Annotated in this window: 14 protein-coding genes; 9 read left to right on the top strand and 5 right to left on the bottom strand. The window is 65.9% G+C overall.

Annotated elements, in window-relative coordinates; genetic code table 11:
• Positions 1–9: 9 nt before the first annotated feature.
• Positions 10–768 carry a tRNA (guanosine(46)-N7)-methyltransferase TrmB gene (trmB, locus tag CH294_RS07325; protein ID WP_032405268.1) on the bottom strand — a complete coding sequence of 253 codons (759 nt, stop codon included), beginning with the start codon at positions 766–768 and terminating at the stop codon, positions 10–12.
• Between the two features lie 209 nt (positions 769–977).
• Here trmB and CH294_RS07320 point away from each other — a divergent pair, with 209 nt between their 5' ends.
• The 4 genes from CH294_RS07320 to CH294_RS07305 all read left to right on the top strand — a co-directional run bounded on the left by CH294_RS07320 (position 978) and on the right by CH294_RS07305 (position 5993).
• Positions 978–2042, top strand: a complete 1065-nt coding sequence (locus tag CH294_RS07320) for a hypothetical protein (RefSeq protein WP_094737488.1) — start codon at positions 978–980, stop codon at positions 2040–2042.
• Positions 2039–3517 (top strand): hypothetical protein, encoded by a 1479-nt coding sequence (locus CH294_RS07315; RefSeq protein ID WP_141216469.1) that lies wholly within the window; start codon positions 2039–2041, stop codon positions 3515–3517. The genes CH294_RS07320 and CH294_RS07315 overlap by 4 nt, the downstream gene beginning before the upstream one ends.
• 34 nt (positions 3518–3551) lie before the next feature.
• Positions 3552–3854 (top strand): DUF6802 family protein, encoded by a 303-nt coding sequence (locus CH294_RS07310; RefSeq protein ID WP_052070345.1) that lies wholly within the window; start codon positions 3552–3554, stop codon positions 3852–3854.
• Between the two features lie 309 nt (positions 3855–4163).
• A complete protein-coding gene (locus CH294_RS07305; RefSeq protein ID WP_032405271.1) occupies positions 4164–5993 on the top strand; it encodes a phosphoenolpyruvate carboxykinase (GTP) in 1830 nt (609 codons plus the stop codon).
• A gap of 57 nt (positions 5994–6050) precedes the next feature.
• Here the strand turns inward: CH294_RS07305 and CH294_RS07300 are convergent, their stop codons facing one another.
• Together CH294_RS07300 and CH294_RS07295 are read right to left on the bottom strand one after the other, a co-directional pair.
• Positions 6051–6929, bottom strand: a complete 879-nt coding sequence (locus CH294_RS07300) for an ROK family protein (protein WP_094737487.1) — start codon at positions 6927–6929, stop codon at positions 6051–6053.
• 9 nt (positions 6930–6938) lie between these two features.
• Positions 6939–7709 carry a class I SAM-dependent methyltransferase gene (locus CH294_RS07295; protein WP_230592639.1) on the bottom strand — a complete coding sequence of 257 codons (771 nt, stop codon included), beginning with the start codon at positions 7707–7709 and terminating at the stop codon, positions 6939–6941.
• 82 nt (positions 7710–7791) lie between these two features.
• On the opposite strand from CH294_RS07295, the gene CH294_RS07290 reads away from it, so the two are divergent.
• Positions 7792–9033: a glycosyltransferase family 4 protein gene (locus CH294_RS07290; RefSeq protein ID WP_094737559.1), complete on the top strand. Its 1242-nt coding sequence runs from the start codon at positions 7792–7794 to the stop codon at positions 9031–9033.
• Here CH294_RS07290 and CH294_RS07285 read toward each other — a convergent pair.
• Positions 8953–10716 (bottom strand): hypothetical protein, encoded by a 1764-nt coding sequence (locus CH294_RS07285; RefSeq protein ID WP_094737560.1) that lies wholly within the window; start codon positions 10714–10716, stop codon positions 8953–8955. The two genes, CH294_RS07290 and CH294_RS07285, sit on opposite strands and share 81 nt — an antisense overlap.
• Before the next feature lie 25 nt (positions 10717–10741).
• On the opposite strand from CH294_RS07285, the gene CH294_RS07280 reads away from it, so the two are divergent.
• A complete protein-coding gene (locus CH294_RS07280) occupies positions 10742–11965 on the top strand; it encodes a polysaccharide biosynthesis protein (RefSeq protein WP_170944622.1) in 1224 nt (407 codons plus the stop codon).
• Here CH294_RS07280 and CH294_RS07275 read toward each other — a convergent pair.
• Entirely contained in the window at positions 11937–13013 is a 1077-nt protein-coding gene (locus tag CH294_RS07275; protein ID WP_032377560.1) for a substrate-binding domain-containing protein, read from the bottom strand. The two genes, CH294_RS07280 and CH294_RS07275, sit on opposite strands and share 29 nt — an antisense overlap.
• A 104-nt stretch (positions 13014–13117) precedes the next feature.
• Between CH294_RS07275 and CH294_RS07270 the strand changes: the two genes are divergently transcribed.
• The 3 genes from CH294_RS07270 (at position 13118) to CH294_RS07260 (ending at position 16879) form a co-directional block, all read left to right on the top strand.
• Positions 13118–13555: a MarR family winged helix-turn-helix transcriptional regulator gene (locus CH294_RS07270; protein WP_032377561.1), complete on the top strand. Its 438-nt coding sequence runs from the start codon at positions 13118–13120 to the stop codon at positions 13553–13555.
• A 166-nt stretch (positions 13556–13721) separates the two neighbouring features.
• A complete protein-coding gene (locus CH294_RS07265; protein ID WP_094737486.1) occupies positions 13722–15164 on the top strand; it encodes a cytosine permease in 1443 nt (480 codons plus the stop codon).
• On the top strand, positions 15161–16879 hold the full coding sequence (locus tag CH294_RS07260) for a nitrilase-related carbon-nitrogen hydrolase (RefSeq protein ID WP_094737485.1): 1719 nt from the start codon (positions 15161–15163) through the stop codon (positions 16877–16879). The genes CH294_RS07265 and CH294_RS07260 overlap by 4 nt, the downstream gene beginning before the upstream one ends.
• The last annotated feature ends 14 nt before the right edge of the window (positions 16880–16893 follow it).

The following is a 16893-nucleotide window of genomic DNA, read 5'->3' as shown; positions in this document are numbered from 1 at the left end:
TACTGACGCTCATGCTGTCTTCTTTCCCCAGATCAATTCCGTCACCGAGCTGCCGACCAGCTGTGCCTTGCCCTCGAACTTGGTCACCGGCCGCTCGTGCGTCATGGGCGATTCCCAATCGAGAACGGTCAAACCGGGTTCGGCGTTCCCGGCCTCGGCAATCCACTCAGCGTATTCGGCATGATCGGTGGCCACGTGCAGAACGCCGCCCGGCTTCAGTCGATCCGCGATCATCGCGAAGGTCGGCCCCTGCAGCAGGCGACGCTTGTGGTGGCGAACCTTGGGCCAGGGATCGGGAAAGAAGACCCGGACTCCGGTCAACGACTCCGACGACAACATGTTCTCGAGCACGTCCATGGCGTCACCGCGAAGCAGCCGGATGTTCTCGATGCCTTCTCGTTCGATCTGCTGCAGCGTCTGCGCCAGGCCGGGACGGTAGACCTCGACGGCCATGAGGTTGACGTGCGGCTCGGCCGAGGCCATCGCCGTAGTGGCCGTGCCGGTGCCCGACCCGATCTCGAGAATCGCCGGTCCGCTGCGGCCGAACCAGGCGTCGATGTCGATCTGCTCGTCGGCGACATCTCGGCCGATGCGCGGCCACAGGCTGTCCCAGGTGGTCTGTTGAGCCTCGGTCAGCGCTCCACGCCGAGAGCGGAAGCTCGTCACTCGTGGGTACAGCCGTGAGCCCCGTTCGTGGGTGCGCGCTGCGTTCTCCTCGGTGTCGACAGAGGTGTCCTGAGACTCGTTCACGGCTCCATTGTCGCGCATCGACGGGGCGTGTGACACGTGGGTCTCGAGTTGAAGTTGAGACTTGGCGTCCTGCCGCTGATCAGGGGCAGGAAGTCCGCGACTAATTACAACGGTGCAATTCTTCGGGGCGGGTCGTGCAGCTCACCGATGTGCCAGAATCGGTGCCGCAGCAGGGGGCTGTGCGCCGCGTCCGGGGGCAGACGGCGGTCGTTCTGGGGGGATCGAATATGAGCGTGGCGGGTTTCGGACGACTGCGAGACCGCACCGCCGTGAGCTCGATCGGGGTGACTGCCGACGACGGTGCTCGGGAGGCCGTCGACATCGCGCTGCAGGATCGACTACGGCCGCTGATCGTGCGGGTGACGGGTCGAACCGGAGTGGGCAAATCTGCGATCCTCGCCATCCTCGAGTCGGTGCGCCTCGACGCGGACGGCCTCGATGTGCGGGTGCGCGAAGACAGCGGCACCGACAACACGGACTTCGACGTTCTCGTCTACGTCATCGCAGGCGCGGTGTCGCCGGTCGACACTGCGTTCCTGAGTTCGCCTCCCGGCGGCGCGCAGGACGGGACCGTCGTTGTGCTCACCAAGGCGGACACCCTCGACGATCCGACGGCAGCGGCTGCGGCGGCCTCCCACCAGCTCGCGCGGACGGTGCTGCCGGTGATGGGTGCGACCGCAGCGGGACTGCGCGGCGCGGGACTGGGCGGCACGGGGGGATCGGGGGCTTCGCTCGTCATGGCCGACGTTCGCGCCGTCGCTGCGAGCGAGGTGAGCCCAGCAGACCTGTTGACCGTGGATCGCTTCCTCGCCGCCGATATCACCGTCTCGACGCGTCGCCGAGAGGCACTGATCGAGTGCATCGAGCTGCGCGGCGTCGCCCTGCTGATCGACGTGCTGCGGCAGAGAACCGCTGTGTCCGACGACGATGCGCTGCGTGAGCTGGCCGATGCCACCGGTGTCGACGCGGTGCTGGCCGCGGTGTCGACGGCGGTGTCGGTTTCCGCAGCGAACCGTGACGCCCACCTGCACCGGAGCCTGCAGCAGATCGGCGCTCGGCATCGGCAAGTGCGCGGTGCCGTCGAGTCGTATCTGGCGTCGGACGAGGCCGTGGCGGCCGAAATGCGCTGCGCTGCTCTGTATTTAGGGGTGCCGATCGAGACCGGTTCCGAGCAGGTCGTAGTGGAGCAGGCAGCCAGGTGGAAGCACCGCGCGGCCGCGTCCGAGGACTCGGGAGTGCGTCGGTCGGCGCTCGCGCTGTGTCGGGGCTACGTGCGGATGCTGCGGCGATGACGCCGTTGTCGGAGGACATGAAAAGCGTTCTTCGGCGCTGGAACTCGGATGCACTCGATCGGATCGCCCGGGCGCGGGAGAGCCGACCCGCCGGGGTGCACCTGACCGGCACGGCCGGATCGGGGAAGTCGGAGTTGCGCCGCGAGCTGTCCCGGCTCGGTGGCGTCGAATTCTCGGATTCGGTAGCCGACGCAGCCGTCGTGCTGATCGTCGTCGACGCGTCGGCTCCGGTCGATCGTGTCGAGATCGAGCGATGGCGAGGGGCACTCGAATCCACGCCGGTCGTGTTCGTGGTGAACAAGATCGACGTGCACAGGCACTGGCGTGAGGTGGTGATCGCCGACGGTGACCTGGTGGCCGAGTGTGTTCCGCGAGCGGTGGAGTGCACGTTCCACCCGGTCTCGGTCCGGTTGGCACGGGTGGGGAGGGACAGTGGCGACGCAGCAGTGTGCGTCGAATCCGGCCTCGGGGCTGTGACGGACCGGCTCGGTGTGCTGCTGCTGGACGCCACAGCTCTCGGAGCGCAGCGCAAATACGCTGCGGCGGTGCATGACTGCGCCGCCGGGGCCAAAGCGTCGATCGTAGCGAGAGCTCGCGCAGTGACCGGGGGTAGCGACTCCGTTCCAGTTCGCGCGCGACGAGCCGCACTCGTAGGCGAACGAGAGAGCCTCGGTGGTGATCGACGTGCGCTGTTGCACAATCGGATTCAGCGGCTTCGGGTGGAGTCGCTCCATGCCGCCGCCGAGGATCTTCGCGAACTGGGTGTCGAGGTGAGGGGATCGATCGACGGGGCCCGGCGGGCCGAGCTGAAGCACTTGCCCGCGCATGTCGCCGAGTCGGCGCGAGGTGCGCAGAGTCGAGCCGACGCTGCGCTCACCGCGGGACTGCGAGCGGTGGAGTCCGATCTGGGGCTCGGCCAGACGGTGGCCCAGGCGAGCGCGGAGGACGCGTCGCTCGACATCGGTTCACCGTCCCGGCGTCGCGGTATCGAGGACGCCATCATGATCGTGGTCGGGGCGTCGGCGGGAGTCGGCCTCGGACGCCTGATCGTCTCTCCGATGGCACTGGTGCAGGCGTGGGCGGTGGCCAACACCGTGATCACCCTCGTTCTCGGCGGGGCGCTCGCGTGGTGGTTGACACGGTCGCGGGCGTTGGTGTCGGATCGGTCGCACATGCGGAGCTGGACGCAGGAATGTCTGGCCCGAGTGAAGTCCGCGGTGGAGCAGCGGCTGCTCTCGCGCATCCTCGAAGCCGAGTCCGCTCTCGCGGCCGCCCTCGCGGTGGCGGACCGGGAGGCCGCGGCCCGCATCGACGTCGCGCTTGCCGAGGTGGATGCCGAATTACGCGCGCTTGCCGACCACCGATCGGCGTTGCTGTCGGCGTGCGATCGGGATCTCTCTGCACTCGAACGGGGGCTGGAGCGATTCCGCGGCCCGGTGGAACCGTTCGATCTGTCCGTGCGTCGGAGTCAGTAGGTGCAGTGTCGGTCGAACTGGGTGAGGGGCGTCGATGATCGCGGTGGATGGCTTCGCAGCGGAGGGTTTTCCCACGGATGACGTGGCGCAACACGAGTTCGACGCGGGTGCGCCCGTCGTCTCGGCCGACCTTCTCGATCTCGACGGCGACGGTCACTACGAGACCACCGTGCGGCACACCGATGCCGGGATCACGGTGGCGACCGACGTCGACGGGGATGGTGTGACAGACAAGTTCACCGCCTTCGGACGTGACGGCCAATACCGAAGCTGGGAGATTTTTCGCGAGGCGAACGGTATTGGCAGGGGTGAAATGTCCGAATCGGGCGAGCTGTAACGCCCCGGCACGGACAGCGTATCGCCCCTGGTCGAAGCCTTCTTGCGCGGATCTTTCCCAATCTGAATCGGTCTTGTGACCAATCGGACAACACCCTGTTTCTGGATTCAGGTCGCTCGGCGTTAACCTGATGAACAGGACATCCGGCGCTCGGTCCTCGGCTTGCCGTACCCAGTAACATGGTGTACTGCAGCTCGAACGGCCGAGCAGCGCCCCGCCGAGAGGGGAAAACCGAGATCTACTCGTGCGTGCTTGCCCACAGCGATCGTGCGAATTCTTCCCGGTTCCGGCTAACCCCAGGAGAGTTAGATGACCTCAGCGACCATTCCCGGTTTGAGCGGCACCGACAGCGTGCCGACTCGACACAAAGAACTGCTTGCCTGGGTTGCTCAGGTAGCCGAACTGACCGAACCGGACTCCGTGGTGTTCGCTGACGGATCCGACGCCGAGTGGGAGCGCCTGACCGACAAGCTGGTCGAGGCAGGCACCTTCACTCGTCTCAACGACGAGAAGAAGCCCAACTCGTTCCTCGGCAACTCCGATCCGTCGGACGTCGCCCGTGTCGAATCGCGCACGTACATCTGTTCCAAGGAAGAGATCGACGCCGGTCCCACCAACAACTGGATGGACCCGTCCGAGATGCGGACGCTGATGACCGATCTCTACCGCGGCTGCATGCGCGGACGCACCATGTACGTCGTTCCGTTCTGCATGGGCCCGCTCGACGCCGCCGATCCGAAGCTGGGCGTCGAGCTCACCGATTCCGAATACGTCGTCATCTCCATGCGCGTGATGACCCGCATGGGCCAGGCTGCGTTGGACAAGATCGGCGAGGACGGGTTCTACGTCAAGGCGCTGCACTCGCTCGGCGCACCGCTCGCGGAGGGCCAGGCCGACGTGCCGTGGCCGTGCAACGACACCAAATACATCACGCACTTCCCCGAGGATCGCGAGATCTGGAGCTACGGATCCGGTTACGGCGGCAACGCTCTGCTGGGCAAGAAGTGCTACTCGTTGCGTATCGCCTCGGCGATGGCCCACGACGAGGGCTGGCTCGCCGAGCACATGCTGATCCTCAAGCTGATCTCGCCCGAGGACAAGGCCTACTACATCGCGGCGGCATTCCCGTCCGCGTGCGGCAAGACCAACCTCGCGATGATTCAGCCGACCATTCCGGGCTGGCGCGCCGAGACCATCGGCGACGACATCGCGTGGATGCGCTTCGGTGAGGACGGTCGTCTCTACGCCGTCAACCCCGAGTTCGGTTTCTTCGGCGTCGCGCCGGGCACCAACTGGGACTCGAACCCGAATGCGATGAAGACCATCGATCAGGGCAACTCGGTGTTCACCAACGTCGGCCTCACCGATGACGGCGACGTGTGGTGGGAAGGCCTCGAAGGCAAGCCCGATCACCTCATCGACTGGAAGGGCAACGACTGGACCCCCGAGTCCGGAACCGATGCCGCACATCCCAATTCGCGTTACTGCGTGCCGATGGCCCAGTGCCCGTCCATGGCTCCCGAGTGGGACGACCCGCAGGGTGTGCCGATCTCGGCAATCCTGTTCGGCGGACGTCGCAAGACCACCGTTCCGCTGGTGACCGAGGCCCGCGACTGGCAGCACGGCGTGTTCATGGGAGCCACCGTCGGCTCCGAGCAGACCGCTGCTGCCGAGGGCACCGTCGGTACCGTCCGACGCGACCCGATGGCGATGCTGCCGTTCCTCGGCTACAACGTGGGCGATTACTTCCAGCACTGGATCGACCTCGGCAAGAACGCCGACGAGTCCAAGCTGCCGAAGGTGTTCTACGTCAACTGGTTCCGCCGCGGCGACGACAAGCGCTTCCTGTGGCCCGGATTCGGTGAGAACTCGCGTGTGCTCAAGTGGATCGTCGAGCGCATCGAGCACAAGGCCGCTGGCGTCGAGACGCCGATCGGCGTGGTCCCCACCGCCGAGGCACTCGACATCGACGGACTCGACACCACCGTCGACGACGTGGCCGAGGCACTCGCGGTGAACACCGAGGAGTGGAAGGCCGAGATCCCGCTGATCCAGGAGTGGTTCGACTTCGTCGGCGAGAAACTGCCCACCGGAATTCAGGACGAATTCGACGCCCTCAAGCAGCGTTTGGGCGCGTAGTATTCACGACACGGAACGGGGCTCACCGAGGGGTGGGCCCCGTTCTGGCTGTGTAGGTCAGGCAGTGAGCGCGGCTGCCCCGGCCAGGGTTCCCAGGCCACCGAGTGCCGCGGGCACCACCTGCAGGCCGTCGAGGAATGTCAATCGGGCGTGCAATCCGATCGACTCTCGAATCGGGTCCCACAGCGGCGGGCCGGCCTGAGCGAAGCCGCCGCCGATCACCACCATGCGAACGTCCGTCAGCGCGACGGCCGAGGCAATCGCCTGGCCCAGGGCCACTCCGGCGCGTTGCAGTGCGGTGATGGCGCGCGGTTCGCCTGCGGCGGCGTCTGCGGCCAGTTCGACACCGGTACTTCCCGGCCACCCCTGCTCACGTGCCCACCGCACCGCCGAGGGTCCGCTCGACACCGTTTCCACGCACCCGATTCCGCCGCACGCGCAGGGCGTCGTCGAACCGGGAACGACGATGTGGCCGATGTGACCGGCGTTGCCGCTTGCTCCGGCGACGATCTTTCCGCCCAGCACCAACCCACCGCCGATGCCGGTCGAGACGACCAGGCTCAGTACGTCGGGCACACCCACAGCGGCACCGAAGCGATACTCACCCAGTGCCGCTGCGCTGCCGTCCATCGCCAGACGTATTTCGGCATCGGGAAGCACGGCGGAGATGTGCTCGCCCAGACCGAATCCGTTCTTCCACTCGTCGATGTTGATCGGTGCGACCGATCCGGTCTCGAGGTTCACCGGCCCGGAGCAGGCGACGCCGATGCGGTCGATGTGCTGTCCAGGAGCGATCTTCCGAAGCAACGACGCGCATGCAGGCCACACCCCGGACTCGGGAGTCGGGACCGTCACCGGGTTCTGCGGCCGACCGTCTTCGCCGACGAGTGCCGCTGTCATCTTGGTGCCGCCGATGTCGAGCGCGAGTGCCGTCATCGATCCAGGCTAAGCGGTGGGCCGCATGACAAGCACCAGGTTGCTGCCCAAGAATTCGCGGAGTATCGGAACGCGCATCATCCACCATGCCCAGCGCGGGTGGTAGCGCGGAAAAGCAGCGAGTAGCGTGGCGTTGGGAGTGCTTCGTGCCCAACGCAATCCGTCCGAAGCGCTGATGTCGAACAGTGATTCGCCGAAGCGATTCTTCGGTTCGTGTCCGGTGGTGCGGGCGTAGCGGCGGGCCGCGTATTCGCCGCCGAGGTAATGCCAGGGCCGGGTCTCGTGACCGCCGAACGGGCCGAACCAGATGGTGTACGAGAGCACCGCGAGGCCGCCGGGTTTGGTGACACGGAGCATCTCCTCGGCCATGGTCCAAGGCTCGCGCACGTGTTCGGCGACGTTGGAGGAGAAGCAGATGTCGACGCTGTCGTCGCGAAACGGCAGTGCCATGCCGGAGCCGCGCACCGAACCGGGAATCTGCAGACCCGCCGCATGCATCTCCGAGGCATCGGGTTCGACGGGCAGGTAGCGCGCGCAACTCGCACCGAACACCTCGGCGAAGTAGCCGGGTCCGCCGCCGACGTCCAACACCGTTGCCGCCGACATGTCGGTGCCGGTCAGGCCCCGATACAGATCACCGATCAGCTCGACGGAATCGCGCGCCAGGGCCCCGTAGAAGATGTCCGGAGCGCTCTGCTCGTGGCCGAAGTCCTTCAGCAGCTTCACCGAGCGGCGCAGTGTCGCGCGGGAGGCGAACAGACGTGTCACGGCGGAAGTCACGAAAACGAACCCTAGCGGTTACTGTGGCAGCGGTAATCGACGGCGGTCGAGACGAGCATGCGGAAATTGGGTGAAGCGAGCTGTGCGCGAGGTTCTGTTGCTGTGCTGGCGCGATACCGGGCACCCGCAGGGCGGCGGCAGCGAGCGTTACCTCGAGCAGGTAGGCGCAGGTCTGGCTCGACGCGGTGTCCGCGTCACGCTGCGGACGGCGTCGTACCCCGGAGCCCCCGCCGAGGAGATCGTCGACGGCATCCGCATCAGTCGCGGCGGTGGTCGCCTGTCGGTGTATCCCCGCGCATTGGCCGCCATCGCAGCCGGGCGACTCGGATTCGGCCCGCTCAAGGGCATCGCACCCGACGCGGTGATCGATACCCAGAACGGCATTCCCTTCTTTTCACGTGCCGCGCTCGGCGTTCCCGTCACGTTGCTGGTGCACCACTGCCATCGTGAGCAGTGGCCGGTCGCCGGGCCGATGATGGCCAAGCTCGGCTGGTGGCTCGAATCGACCGTGTCTCCCCGAGTGCACCGTCGCAATCAGTACTTGACGGTGTCGTTGCCGTCCGCGGACGAGCTGATCGCCCTCGGCGTCGACCGAGAGCGCATCGCCGTGGTCCGCAACGGAGCCGACGAGATTCCGCAGTCGGTCCCCGAGGGTGACGACAGCACCCGCACCGCGTACCCGTCGCTCACCGTGCTGTCCCGGTTGGTTCCGCACAAGCAGATCGAGGACGCTCTCGACGTCGTCGCGGCGCTGCGCGGCCGGATCCCCGACATCCACCTGGACGTCATCGGTGGCGGCTGGTGGGAGCAGAATCTCCGCGACTACGTGCGCGAACTGGGGATCGAGCAGTACGTCACCTTCCACGGCCACGTCGACGAGGAGCGCAAGCACGAGCTGCTCGGCCGTTCGTGGGTCCATGTCATGCCCTCGCGCAAAGAGGGTTGGGGCCTTGCGGTCGTCGAAGCCGCTCAGCACGGCGTTCCCACGGTCGGCTATCGCAGCTCCAAAGGGCTCACCGATTCGGTCATCGACGGCGTCACCGGCATTCTGGTGGGCGGACAGTCGGTCGAGGACCGGGACGTCTCCGGTCTGACCGCTGCCGTTTCGGAGCTGCTGCAGGACGCCGAAGCCCGCACTCGCCTGGGCGAGAAGGCGCGAGTGCGCGCAGGAGAGTTCTCCTGGGAGCAGTGTGCGCAGGGTGTGTACTCGGTACTCGACGCGACGACGCGTGGCGCGTGGTCGTCAGGTCTCGTTGGAGCGTCCGACGTTGTGTCGCAAGGTGATTCGGCTGGAGTGTCGAAGGCGTCCCAGCCCTGTCGCTAGGCCCCCGAGAAGCAGCAGTGCCCAGGCCAGGTGGGCGACGACGACGGCCGTGTTCGAGCGGCTCTCGGTGATCACGGGATCGGGTACCCGGTAGAGCGTGAGCTGCTCGTCCTCGTACACGGCGTCCAACCGGTTCAGCGTCTGCGCGGAGTCGCCGAGCTCGCCGGGTGTGGTGTTCTCCACCAACACCCACCCGACGCCCAATTCTGCGAGTGTCTCCGCGGATTCGCCTGCGAGCAGAGCGTTCTGGACGTCGGTGGCACGAGTGCCCTCGCCCCGCACCGTGCCGCCTGCGACGATGAGCTCGCCGGTCTGCAACACGTCCAGTGGCAGCATGCGCGGCGCGGGATCGAGCACGGGAGCAGTGCCGCTGTAGGGAAAGCGGCGGAACATCCCGGCCGGTAGCACCGCGACATCGCCGGCGCTGCCCTGCAATTTGGCTGCGACCGCCTGCCAGGACGCCGGATAGACGACGGGCCGCATCGAGTTCCCGACGCCCCAGCCCAGGTCGGATAGTGCAATCAGCAGGGCCAATATCGCAACGGCGCTGCCGAATCGGGTGCGCTGGACCGCGCTCAGCGCGGTTGGTTGCACCGGATTCGGTCGATGCCGGGGAGTGAACGCAGCCGTGGCGGCCAACGCGTAGATCGGCATCGCCAGCGCGACCCATTTCTGAGAGTCCCGAAGCAGACCGGCTCCGGGCACCGTCTCGCCCACCGCTCGGGCGACGGCCAGCCCCGGTCCTGTTGCTGCCAGCGCAGGGACTGCGATGGCAAGCAACGCAACGACAGCGAGGCCCAGGATCACCGGATTTTTTCGACGCCGGATCAGCGGCCGCACACCGAACGCGACCACGGACAGCAGAATCGCGGTGCCCACGAATGCGAAAATGCTTGTACGAGAAGCGGGTACGACATCGGAGTTCCAGATTCCGCCGAGGCCGGCCAGGGAGCCGAGCGTGCCGAGTCCCGGCTCGGCCCGAGCCGCGAATGCCGCCCACCCCGCCGGATCCGCCTGCTCGACGCCACTGCCGGACACGGCTGTCGCCACCAGCCACGGCGCCGACGCCACCGCCGCGATCACCAGGGTGACGACCACGCGCAGGCCGCGTCGGGCACCCCCGGGGAGGGCGAGAATCACCGACGCGAGAGTTGCGGCAAGCAGTGCGCCGGTGGGGGTGAGGCCGGCGGCAGCGAGACAGACGGCAAGGGCCCACCAGGAACGACCCTGTCTGACCGCGAGCGCTGCGACCACGGTCCAGGGGAGGGCGGCGTAGCCGACGAGCAGACTCCAATGTCCTTGTAGCAAGCGCTCGGCGACGTACGGGTTCCACATCGCCACGGTCGAGGCGACGAGCAGCGCGGGCAGGGGAGCGGTCGGTAACACCGCACGAGCCAGGACGGCCGTGCCCCAACCTGCCAGCCACAGCGCCAGCAGCAGGATGGTCTTGACGACGAGGCCACCGTCGAACACCGTCGTCAGCGCTGCGATTGCGGCGTCCTGCGGGACGGCTCGCGCGGCCGCGTCGGCGATTCCCCAGGCGGAGTCGGTGAAGTAGGAACGGGGAGTACTGACGGCGTCGCGCAGCAGGAGGTATCCGGGGCCGAGAAGTGGTCCGAGAATTACCAGCGCCAGCAGCAGACTGTAGAGCGGTGGCGTCCACCTCGACCTCGACCGCGCCATGATCGGCACCCTATACCGTGGGCTCATGTCTTTCCGCGCCTCGTCCGAGGCAGACCACACGCCGGGCGCGTCGGTCGCCGGGATGGGGATGGTGACGGCCGGTTCGATGTTCGCGAACGTTGCGGCGTATCTGCTGCAGGTGCTCGCGAGTCGGATGCTCGGCGTGGAGGGGTACGGCGAGTTCGCGAGTCTGCTTGCTGCGCAACTGGTTCTCGCAGTTCCGGCGTTGGCGTTGCAGTCCGTCGTCGCGCGTGAAGTGGTGCGCGGGCGCAGTTCGGGGGAGTTGCGGACCGTCGGGTATCGGTGTGCTGCGGTCGTGGGTGTGCTGGCGGTGGCGCTCGCTCCCGCTCTGTCCGCTGCCATGGACATCTCGATGGCAGCAACCGTGTCGGCGGTCATTGCTGCGCCGGTGTTGGTATTGCTGGCCGCCGAACAAGGCTTGTTGCAGGGGCGGGGGCGCTTCGGGGCTCTGAGCCTCGTGCTGGCTGCGGCCGGTTTCGGCAAGGTGGTGCCGGCAGTGGTTGTGCTCGCGCTCGGCGGCGGACCCGGTTCGGTTCTGCTGGCCACGGCTGGCGGAATCGGCGCAGTGGCCGTCGGTGCGCGATGGACCGCAGGCGCGCCGGTGAGCTCGGTGTCGGAAACCAAGGTCACGGTTCTGGCCGTACTGCAGGCATCGCAGGTGCAATTGGTGCTGATCGCGATGTCGGCGCTGGATCTGGTTCTTGCGCGCACGCTGCTCAGTAGCAACGAGGCCGGGCTGTACGCCGTCGGTGCCGTTGCGTCCAAGGCGGCGTTCTGGTTGCCGCAGGCCGTGGGGGTGGTGCTGTACCCGCGGATGGCGAACCCACTGCATTCTGCTGCTGCGGTGCGCTCGGCTCTGGCCGTCGTCGCCGGTCTGGGCACGGTGCTGGTGATCGGCGGGGCACTGGCGTCACCGTTGCTGCCGTTGGTGGTGGGCGATACGTATTCCGGTGTGCAGAACTATGTCTGGCTGTTCGTGTTGCAGGGCGCGTGCCTGGCCGTGCTGCAGAGCGCGTTGCTGTGGGCCATCGCGGGTGAGCGCACCCATCTTGCCTTCGTCGCCTGGTTCGCCCTCGCCGCCGAGGTACTGCTGTTGCTGTTCGTGGCCTCGACGCTGGCGCAGTTCGTCATTGTCGCTGCGGCCACTGCCGCAGTGACGATGGTGGCAGTATGTGCGCTGGTGTTGTGGGGCGGAGGCGTCAGTCGGCAGAGGGACGGATCTCGCTGAGAATCTCGAAATCGACTGCCCCGGCCAGTGCCAGGTAGATCGGTTGCGAGACATGGCCGTCGGAGAGAAACAAGTGCCCGCGCGCTCCGGTGAACGACACCGAATCCGATACGGCCTCGATGATGCGGACATCGACGGTGCCCGCCCTGTTCACCAACGCCCCCAACAGTTTGATGCCCTCGTAGCACGACTGTCCGAGGGCACCGACGATCGGCGCGTCGACCCCGAAGGTCCGGGCGAATCGAGCCGAGAATCCCAAACTGGCTTCGGTGGCCAGTGTCTCGAAGTATCCGGACGCGACGTACAGGCCATGTGTGTTCTCGCCACCGGCAGCGAGCAGCATGTTCTCGTCCATCAGTGGGCTGAGACGGATGCAGTGGACGTCGAGTCCTGCTGCCGCGAACTGCTGGTGAAAGTAGACCGCGTCGTCGCCGATGAGGAGCACCACGGTTGCGTCGGCTCCGGATCGTTCGAGTTCGGTCACGGTCGTGGCGAAATCGATGGTGCCGACCGGTGCGAACTCGGCGTGCACTACCGATGCGCCGAGCCCACGCAGTCGAGTCGCGGTGATGGCCGCGCTCTTTCGTGGCCAGACGTAGTCGTTGCCGACGATGGCCCAGCGTCGCCGACCGAATTCGCGGACGAGAAACTCCAGGGCCGGAACGAGTTGGTTGGCGGGCGTCTCCCCGGTGATGAAGAGTCCCGGGTAGCGATCGCCGCCCTCGTACAGGGACGTGTAGACGTAGGGAATGCGGTTCAGTGTCACCGGAATGACGGCTCGGCGCACCGCAGAGGTGTGCATGCCGGCAACCGCGTCGAGGGCACCGGCATCGAGCAGCGTGGCCACTTCACGGGCCACGTGTGCGGGGTCGCGGCCGCCGTCGATCGAGATCAGCTCCACCCGGCGGCCCAGCACTCCGTCCGAGGCGTTCAGTTCGTCCCTGGCCAGCTGGGCGGACAGCTCGCTGGACGGACCCACGATGCCGAACGGTCCGGACATCGGGAAGATCAGGCCGACGCGAAATGTGCCGAACCGATCGTTGTTCATAGTGCCGTCCGTCCGATCCGTGTCGATTCGTCGTTCGCTTCGCCATAGAATCGCTGACAGCAGACTGTAGCGCCGACGGCGGAACCGAGCAGGGGGACGATCGCATGGATCACGACGAGGCTGCGTCGGCAGCGCGTTTGCTCACCGTGGTCGAGCGGGCTGTGTCGGATCGGTTGCGTGCTGCACTCGTTCCCTGGGAGCTCGACCTCGAAGAATGGCGAGTGCTGTCGTTGTTGTCCGACGGCGAGGGACACACGATGGCCGAGACGGCCGAGTTCGCGCTCCTTGCTCCGCCGACGTTGACCAAGGCGGTCAACCGGCTGGTGTCCAACAATCTTGTGCACCGTCGTACCGGCACCGTCGATCGTCGACAGGTGCTCATTCGATCCACGGTGCGTGGGCAGGCCAAGTACGACGAGGCGTCCCCGGTCATGGACGCCGCCGCGGCTGCGGTGTTTCCTTCGGCTTCCGATCGTGAGCTGTTGCAAACGCTGCTGCGCGCTCTCGAGACCAACGCGAAGGCGTCCTCGGTCTCGCTCTGACCTCCGCCGGTGTCCGGCAAGCACGTTTTTCCCGGCTTCCTTCCTGGTCGGGAAGTTTCGTGATCTCCAATTAACATGTTTCACGTTGCAATAGTGTCCACGGAAAGTATTGTTCCGTTGCAGCGCAATCAGCGCTACAACTTCGAACCGAAGTGGACACCCGTTCATGAACATGAAGAAGTACTTCAAGGGGCCGGCAACGAGCCTCGACGACCAGATCGAAAGCTACGCAACCTCCCGCGTGCCCGACGACCAACGGTGGCGACGGCCGGCGATCCTGCTGGTCCTCACCGGAAACGTGACAGCGATGTTCTGGTTCGCCCTCGGCGGCCAGATCGGGTTCCTGGTGGGATGGCCGATGTTCCTGATTCCCGTCGCCTACATGGTCGTCGGTGCGACGCTCGTCGGCAGCCTGATCATGCGCATCGCCAGCCAGGAGGGCCTGTCGCTGCCGCTGCTCACCCGCGGACTCGGGTTCGGCACCAAAGGCTCGGCCGTGGCCTCGCTCGTCTACGCCGTGAACTACGTCTTCTACTTCATTTTCGAAGGCAGCATCGTCTCGCACGGCCTCAGCGAGCTCGCCGGGATAGATATCAACTCTGCCTGGGCCACAGTCGTATTCGCATTGGTTGCCCTCGTCGCACTGTTCTTCTCCTGGCGCGGAATGCACTCGATGAACATCCTGCAGCGATTCGGGATGCCCATCTTCCTGGTCCTGTTCGCCGTCGGCATGTACATGCTGGCCAGCGGCTACGTGCTCGTCGGACCCGGTGAATGGGAAGCAACCGGTGGATTCACCGCCACTGCGATGTGGCAGGCCTTCAGTCTCGCCAACGGGCAGGTGGTGTTCCAAGCACTCATCGCCACCGACTACGGGCGGTTCGTCAAGAAGAGCGTGAGCTACGTCGGAACGGCCGGACTGATGCTGGCCGAGCTCCTGATGATCGTCGTCGTGATGATTCTCGGTGTGTTCCTCGGCTTCACGATGCTGCGTCACTTCACCGGAAGCACTGCCACACCCGAACTTTCGGCCACCGACCCGGGACTGTATTTCGCGATCATCATGGGTCTGCTCGGTGTGATCTTCGCCGTCGTCACCCAGGTGCGCATCAACGTGATGAACCTGTACTCCGGGTCGCTGGCGCTCTCCAACGCCTGGGACGTGCTCTCGCCCCGCAAGGTCGGCCGCCAGTGGTGGATGGTCGCGCTGCTCGTCGTCGGCGTGCTCTGCTACCCGGTCAACATCCTGCAGTACACCGACAAGTTCCTGGCCGTCACCGGGATCATGACCAACACCTGGATCTTCATTCTGCTCGCCGACTACTTCGTGTGCAGGCGGATGCTCGGCCTCGCACCGCGCAGCAACATCGAGTTTCGCGAAGGGCGAGTGCGTAATTGGAACCCCTGCGGCATCGTTGCCATGGCGGCGGGTGTGGCCGTGGGCGGACTCGGCGTGTTCGGTCTCTACCCGTCGTACTACGCCTCGTTCATCGCGATGCTCCTCGGACCGATCATCTATATCCCGCTCACGATGGCAACGCGGGGGAAGTTCTACGAACCGCCGGTCACCACCGAAGCTCCGACAATCGAAAGGACTGTGGCGTCATGACATTCACCGCAGCGGCCATCCAGTTCGAGCCCACACTGTTCGCCAAGGATGCGAATGTCGCCGCGTTGGCAGAGCTGGTCGACAAGGCCGCATCCGACGGGGCCGAGTTGATCACCACACCCGAAATGGCCACCACGGGTTACTGTTTCCATGATCAAGAGGAAGCGTCGACCGTCGTCGAGCAGATCCCCGGACCCACCACCGATACGTTCGTCGAGATCGCGTCCCGTCGCGACTGCTACATCGTCCTGGGCATGCCGGAAGTCGACCCGACAAGCGGATTGTTCTACAACAGTGCGATTCTCATCGGACCCCAGGGAATCATCGGTACCCATCGCAAGACGCACCCGTACATCGCTGAGCCCAAGTGGGCAGCGTCGGGGAATCTTGGCCATCAGGTGTTCGAGACCAGGCTCGGCCGAATCGCGTTGCTGATCTGCATGGATCTGCACTTCGTGGAGACCGCTCGAGTGGTCGCGCTACAGGGCGCGGACGTGATCTGCCACATCAGCAACTGGCTCGCCGAACGAACGCCGGCTCCCTACTGGATCAGTCGAGCCTTCGAGAACAACTGCTACGTCATCGAGAGCAACCGATGGGGACTCGAACGGACGGTCCAATTCAGCGGCGGCACATGCATAATCGAGCCCGACGGCACCGTCTCCGGCCGGATCGACGTCGGCAACGGGATCGTCGCCGCAGAGATCGACATTCGGCGCACCCGCGAGGAGGGTCCGACGCGTCGACCCGAGCTGTATCGGGAGCTGCAGACGAACACGTACACCTGGAATCCTCTCGACTTCTTCACTCTGTACGGACATTCGCCGCTGCCGTCCGGTGCCACGTCTGCAGTGAGCGTGGTCCAGTGCACTCCGGGTACGTCGATCGAGAGCAACCTCGCCGACATCGAGGCCTGGGTCCAGCAGGTCTCCGGCACAGCCGATCTCGTCGTCTTTCCCGAACTGTCGATCACCGGTCCGGTCTCCGAGGATCGACCACCTCGTGACGTTGCCGAGACCGTCGACGGGCCCTCGCTCACGCGAATCGCCGACCTTGCGGTCCTGCACGGCGTATCGATCGTCGTCGGTATCGCCGAGCGGGAGGCCACCACGGATCGGGTGTACAACTCGGCGGTGCTGATCGAGCAGGACGGAAAGTGCACGGCATACCGCCAGATCCATCTGTCCGCGGAACACACGTCGCTGTTCGATGCGGGTGATCGATGGATGGTCGTCGACCTGCCTCTGGGACGAGTCGGTCTCCTCGTCGGCAACGATGCCCTGCTCCCGGAATCGGGCCGGGTGCTCGCGCTGCGCGGGTGCGACCTCATCGTCTGCCCATCCGCACTGGCGGGTGTTTTTGTCGGATCGCACCCAGGAACCGAGATTCCGTTCGCCGCCGAGGTTCTCACCGGGCCCGACACCACCCACTGGCACCACATGCGCGTGCGCGCCGGCGAGAACAACGTCTACTTCGCGTTCGCCAACGTCGTCGACCCCAGCCGCGGTATCGCTGGACACAGCGGAGTGTTCGGGCCGGATACGTTCGCGTTCCCGCGCACCGAAGCTCTTGTCGACGGCGACGAACCGGGCATCGCAACGAGCGTCGTCGATACCACCAACCTCGGCGGGGCGTACCCCACCAACGTGGTGCGACGCAAAGACCTCGTCCTGATGCGGCAACCCCACCACTACGAGATTCTCTCGACCGCCTGAGAAAACGCCAGTGG

This window comes from Rhodococcus sp. 14-2483-1-1 (assembly GCF_002259335.1).
Classification (GTDB): domain Bacteria; phylum Actinomycetota; class Actinomycetes; order Mycobacteriales; family Mycobacteriaceae; genus Rhodococcoides.
The sequence above is the reverse complement of the archived record's forward strand: the minus strand, read 5'-3'. Positions and strand labels throughout refer to the sequence as shown.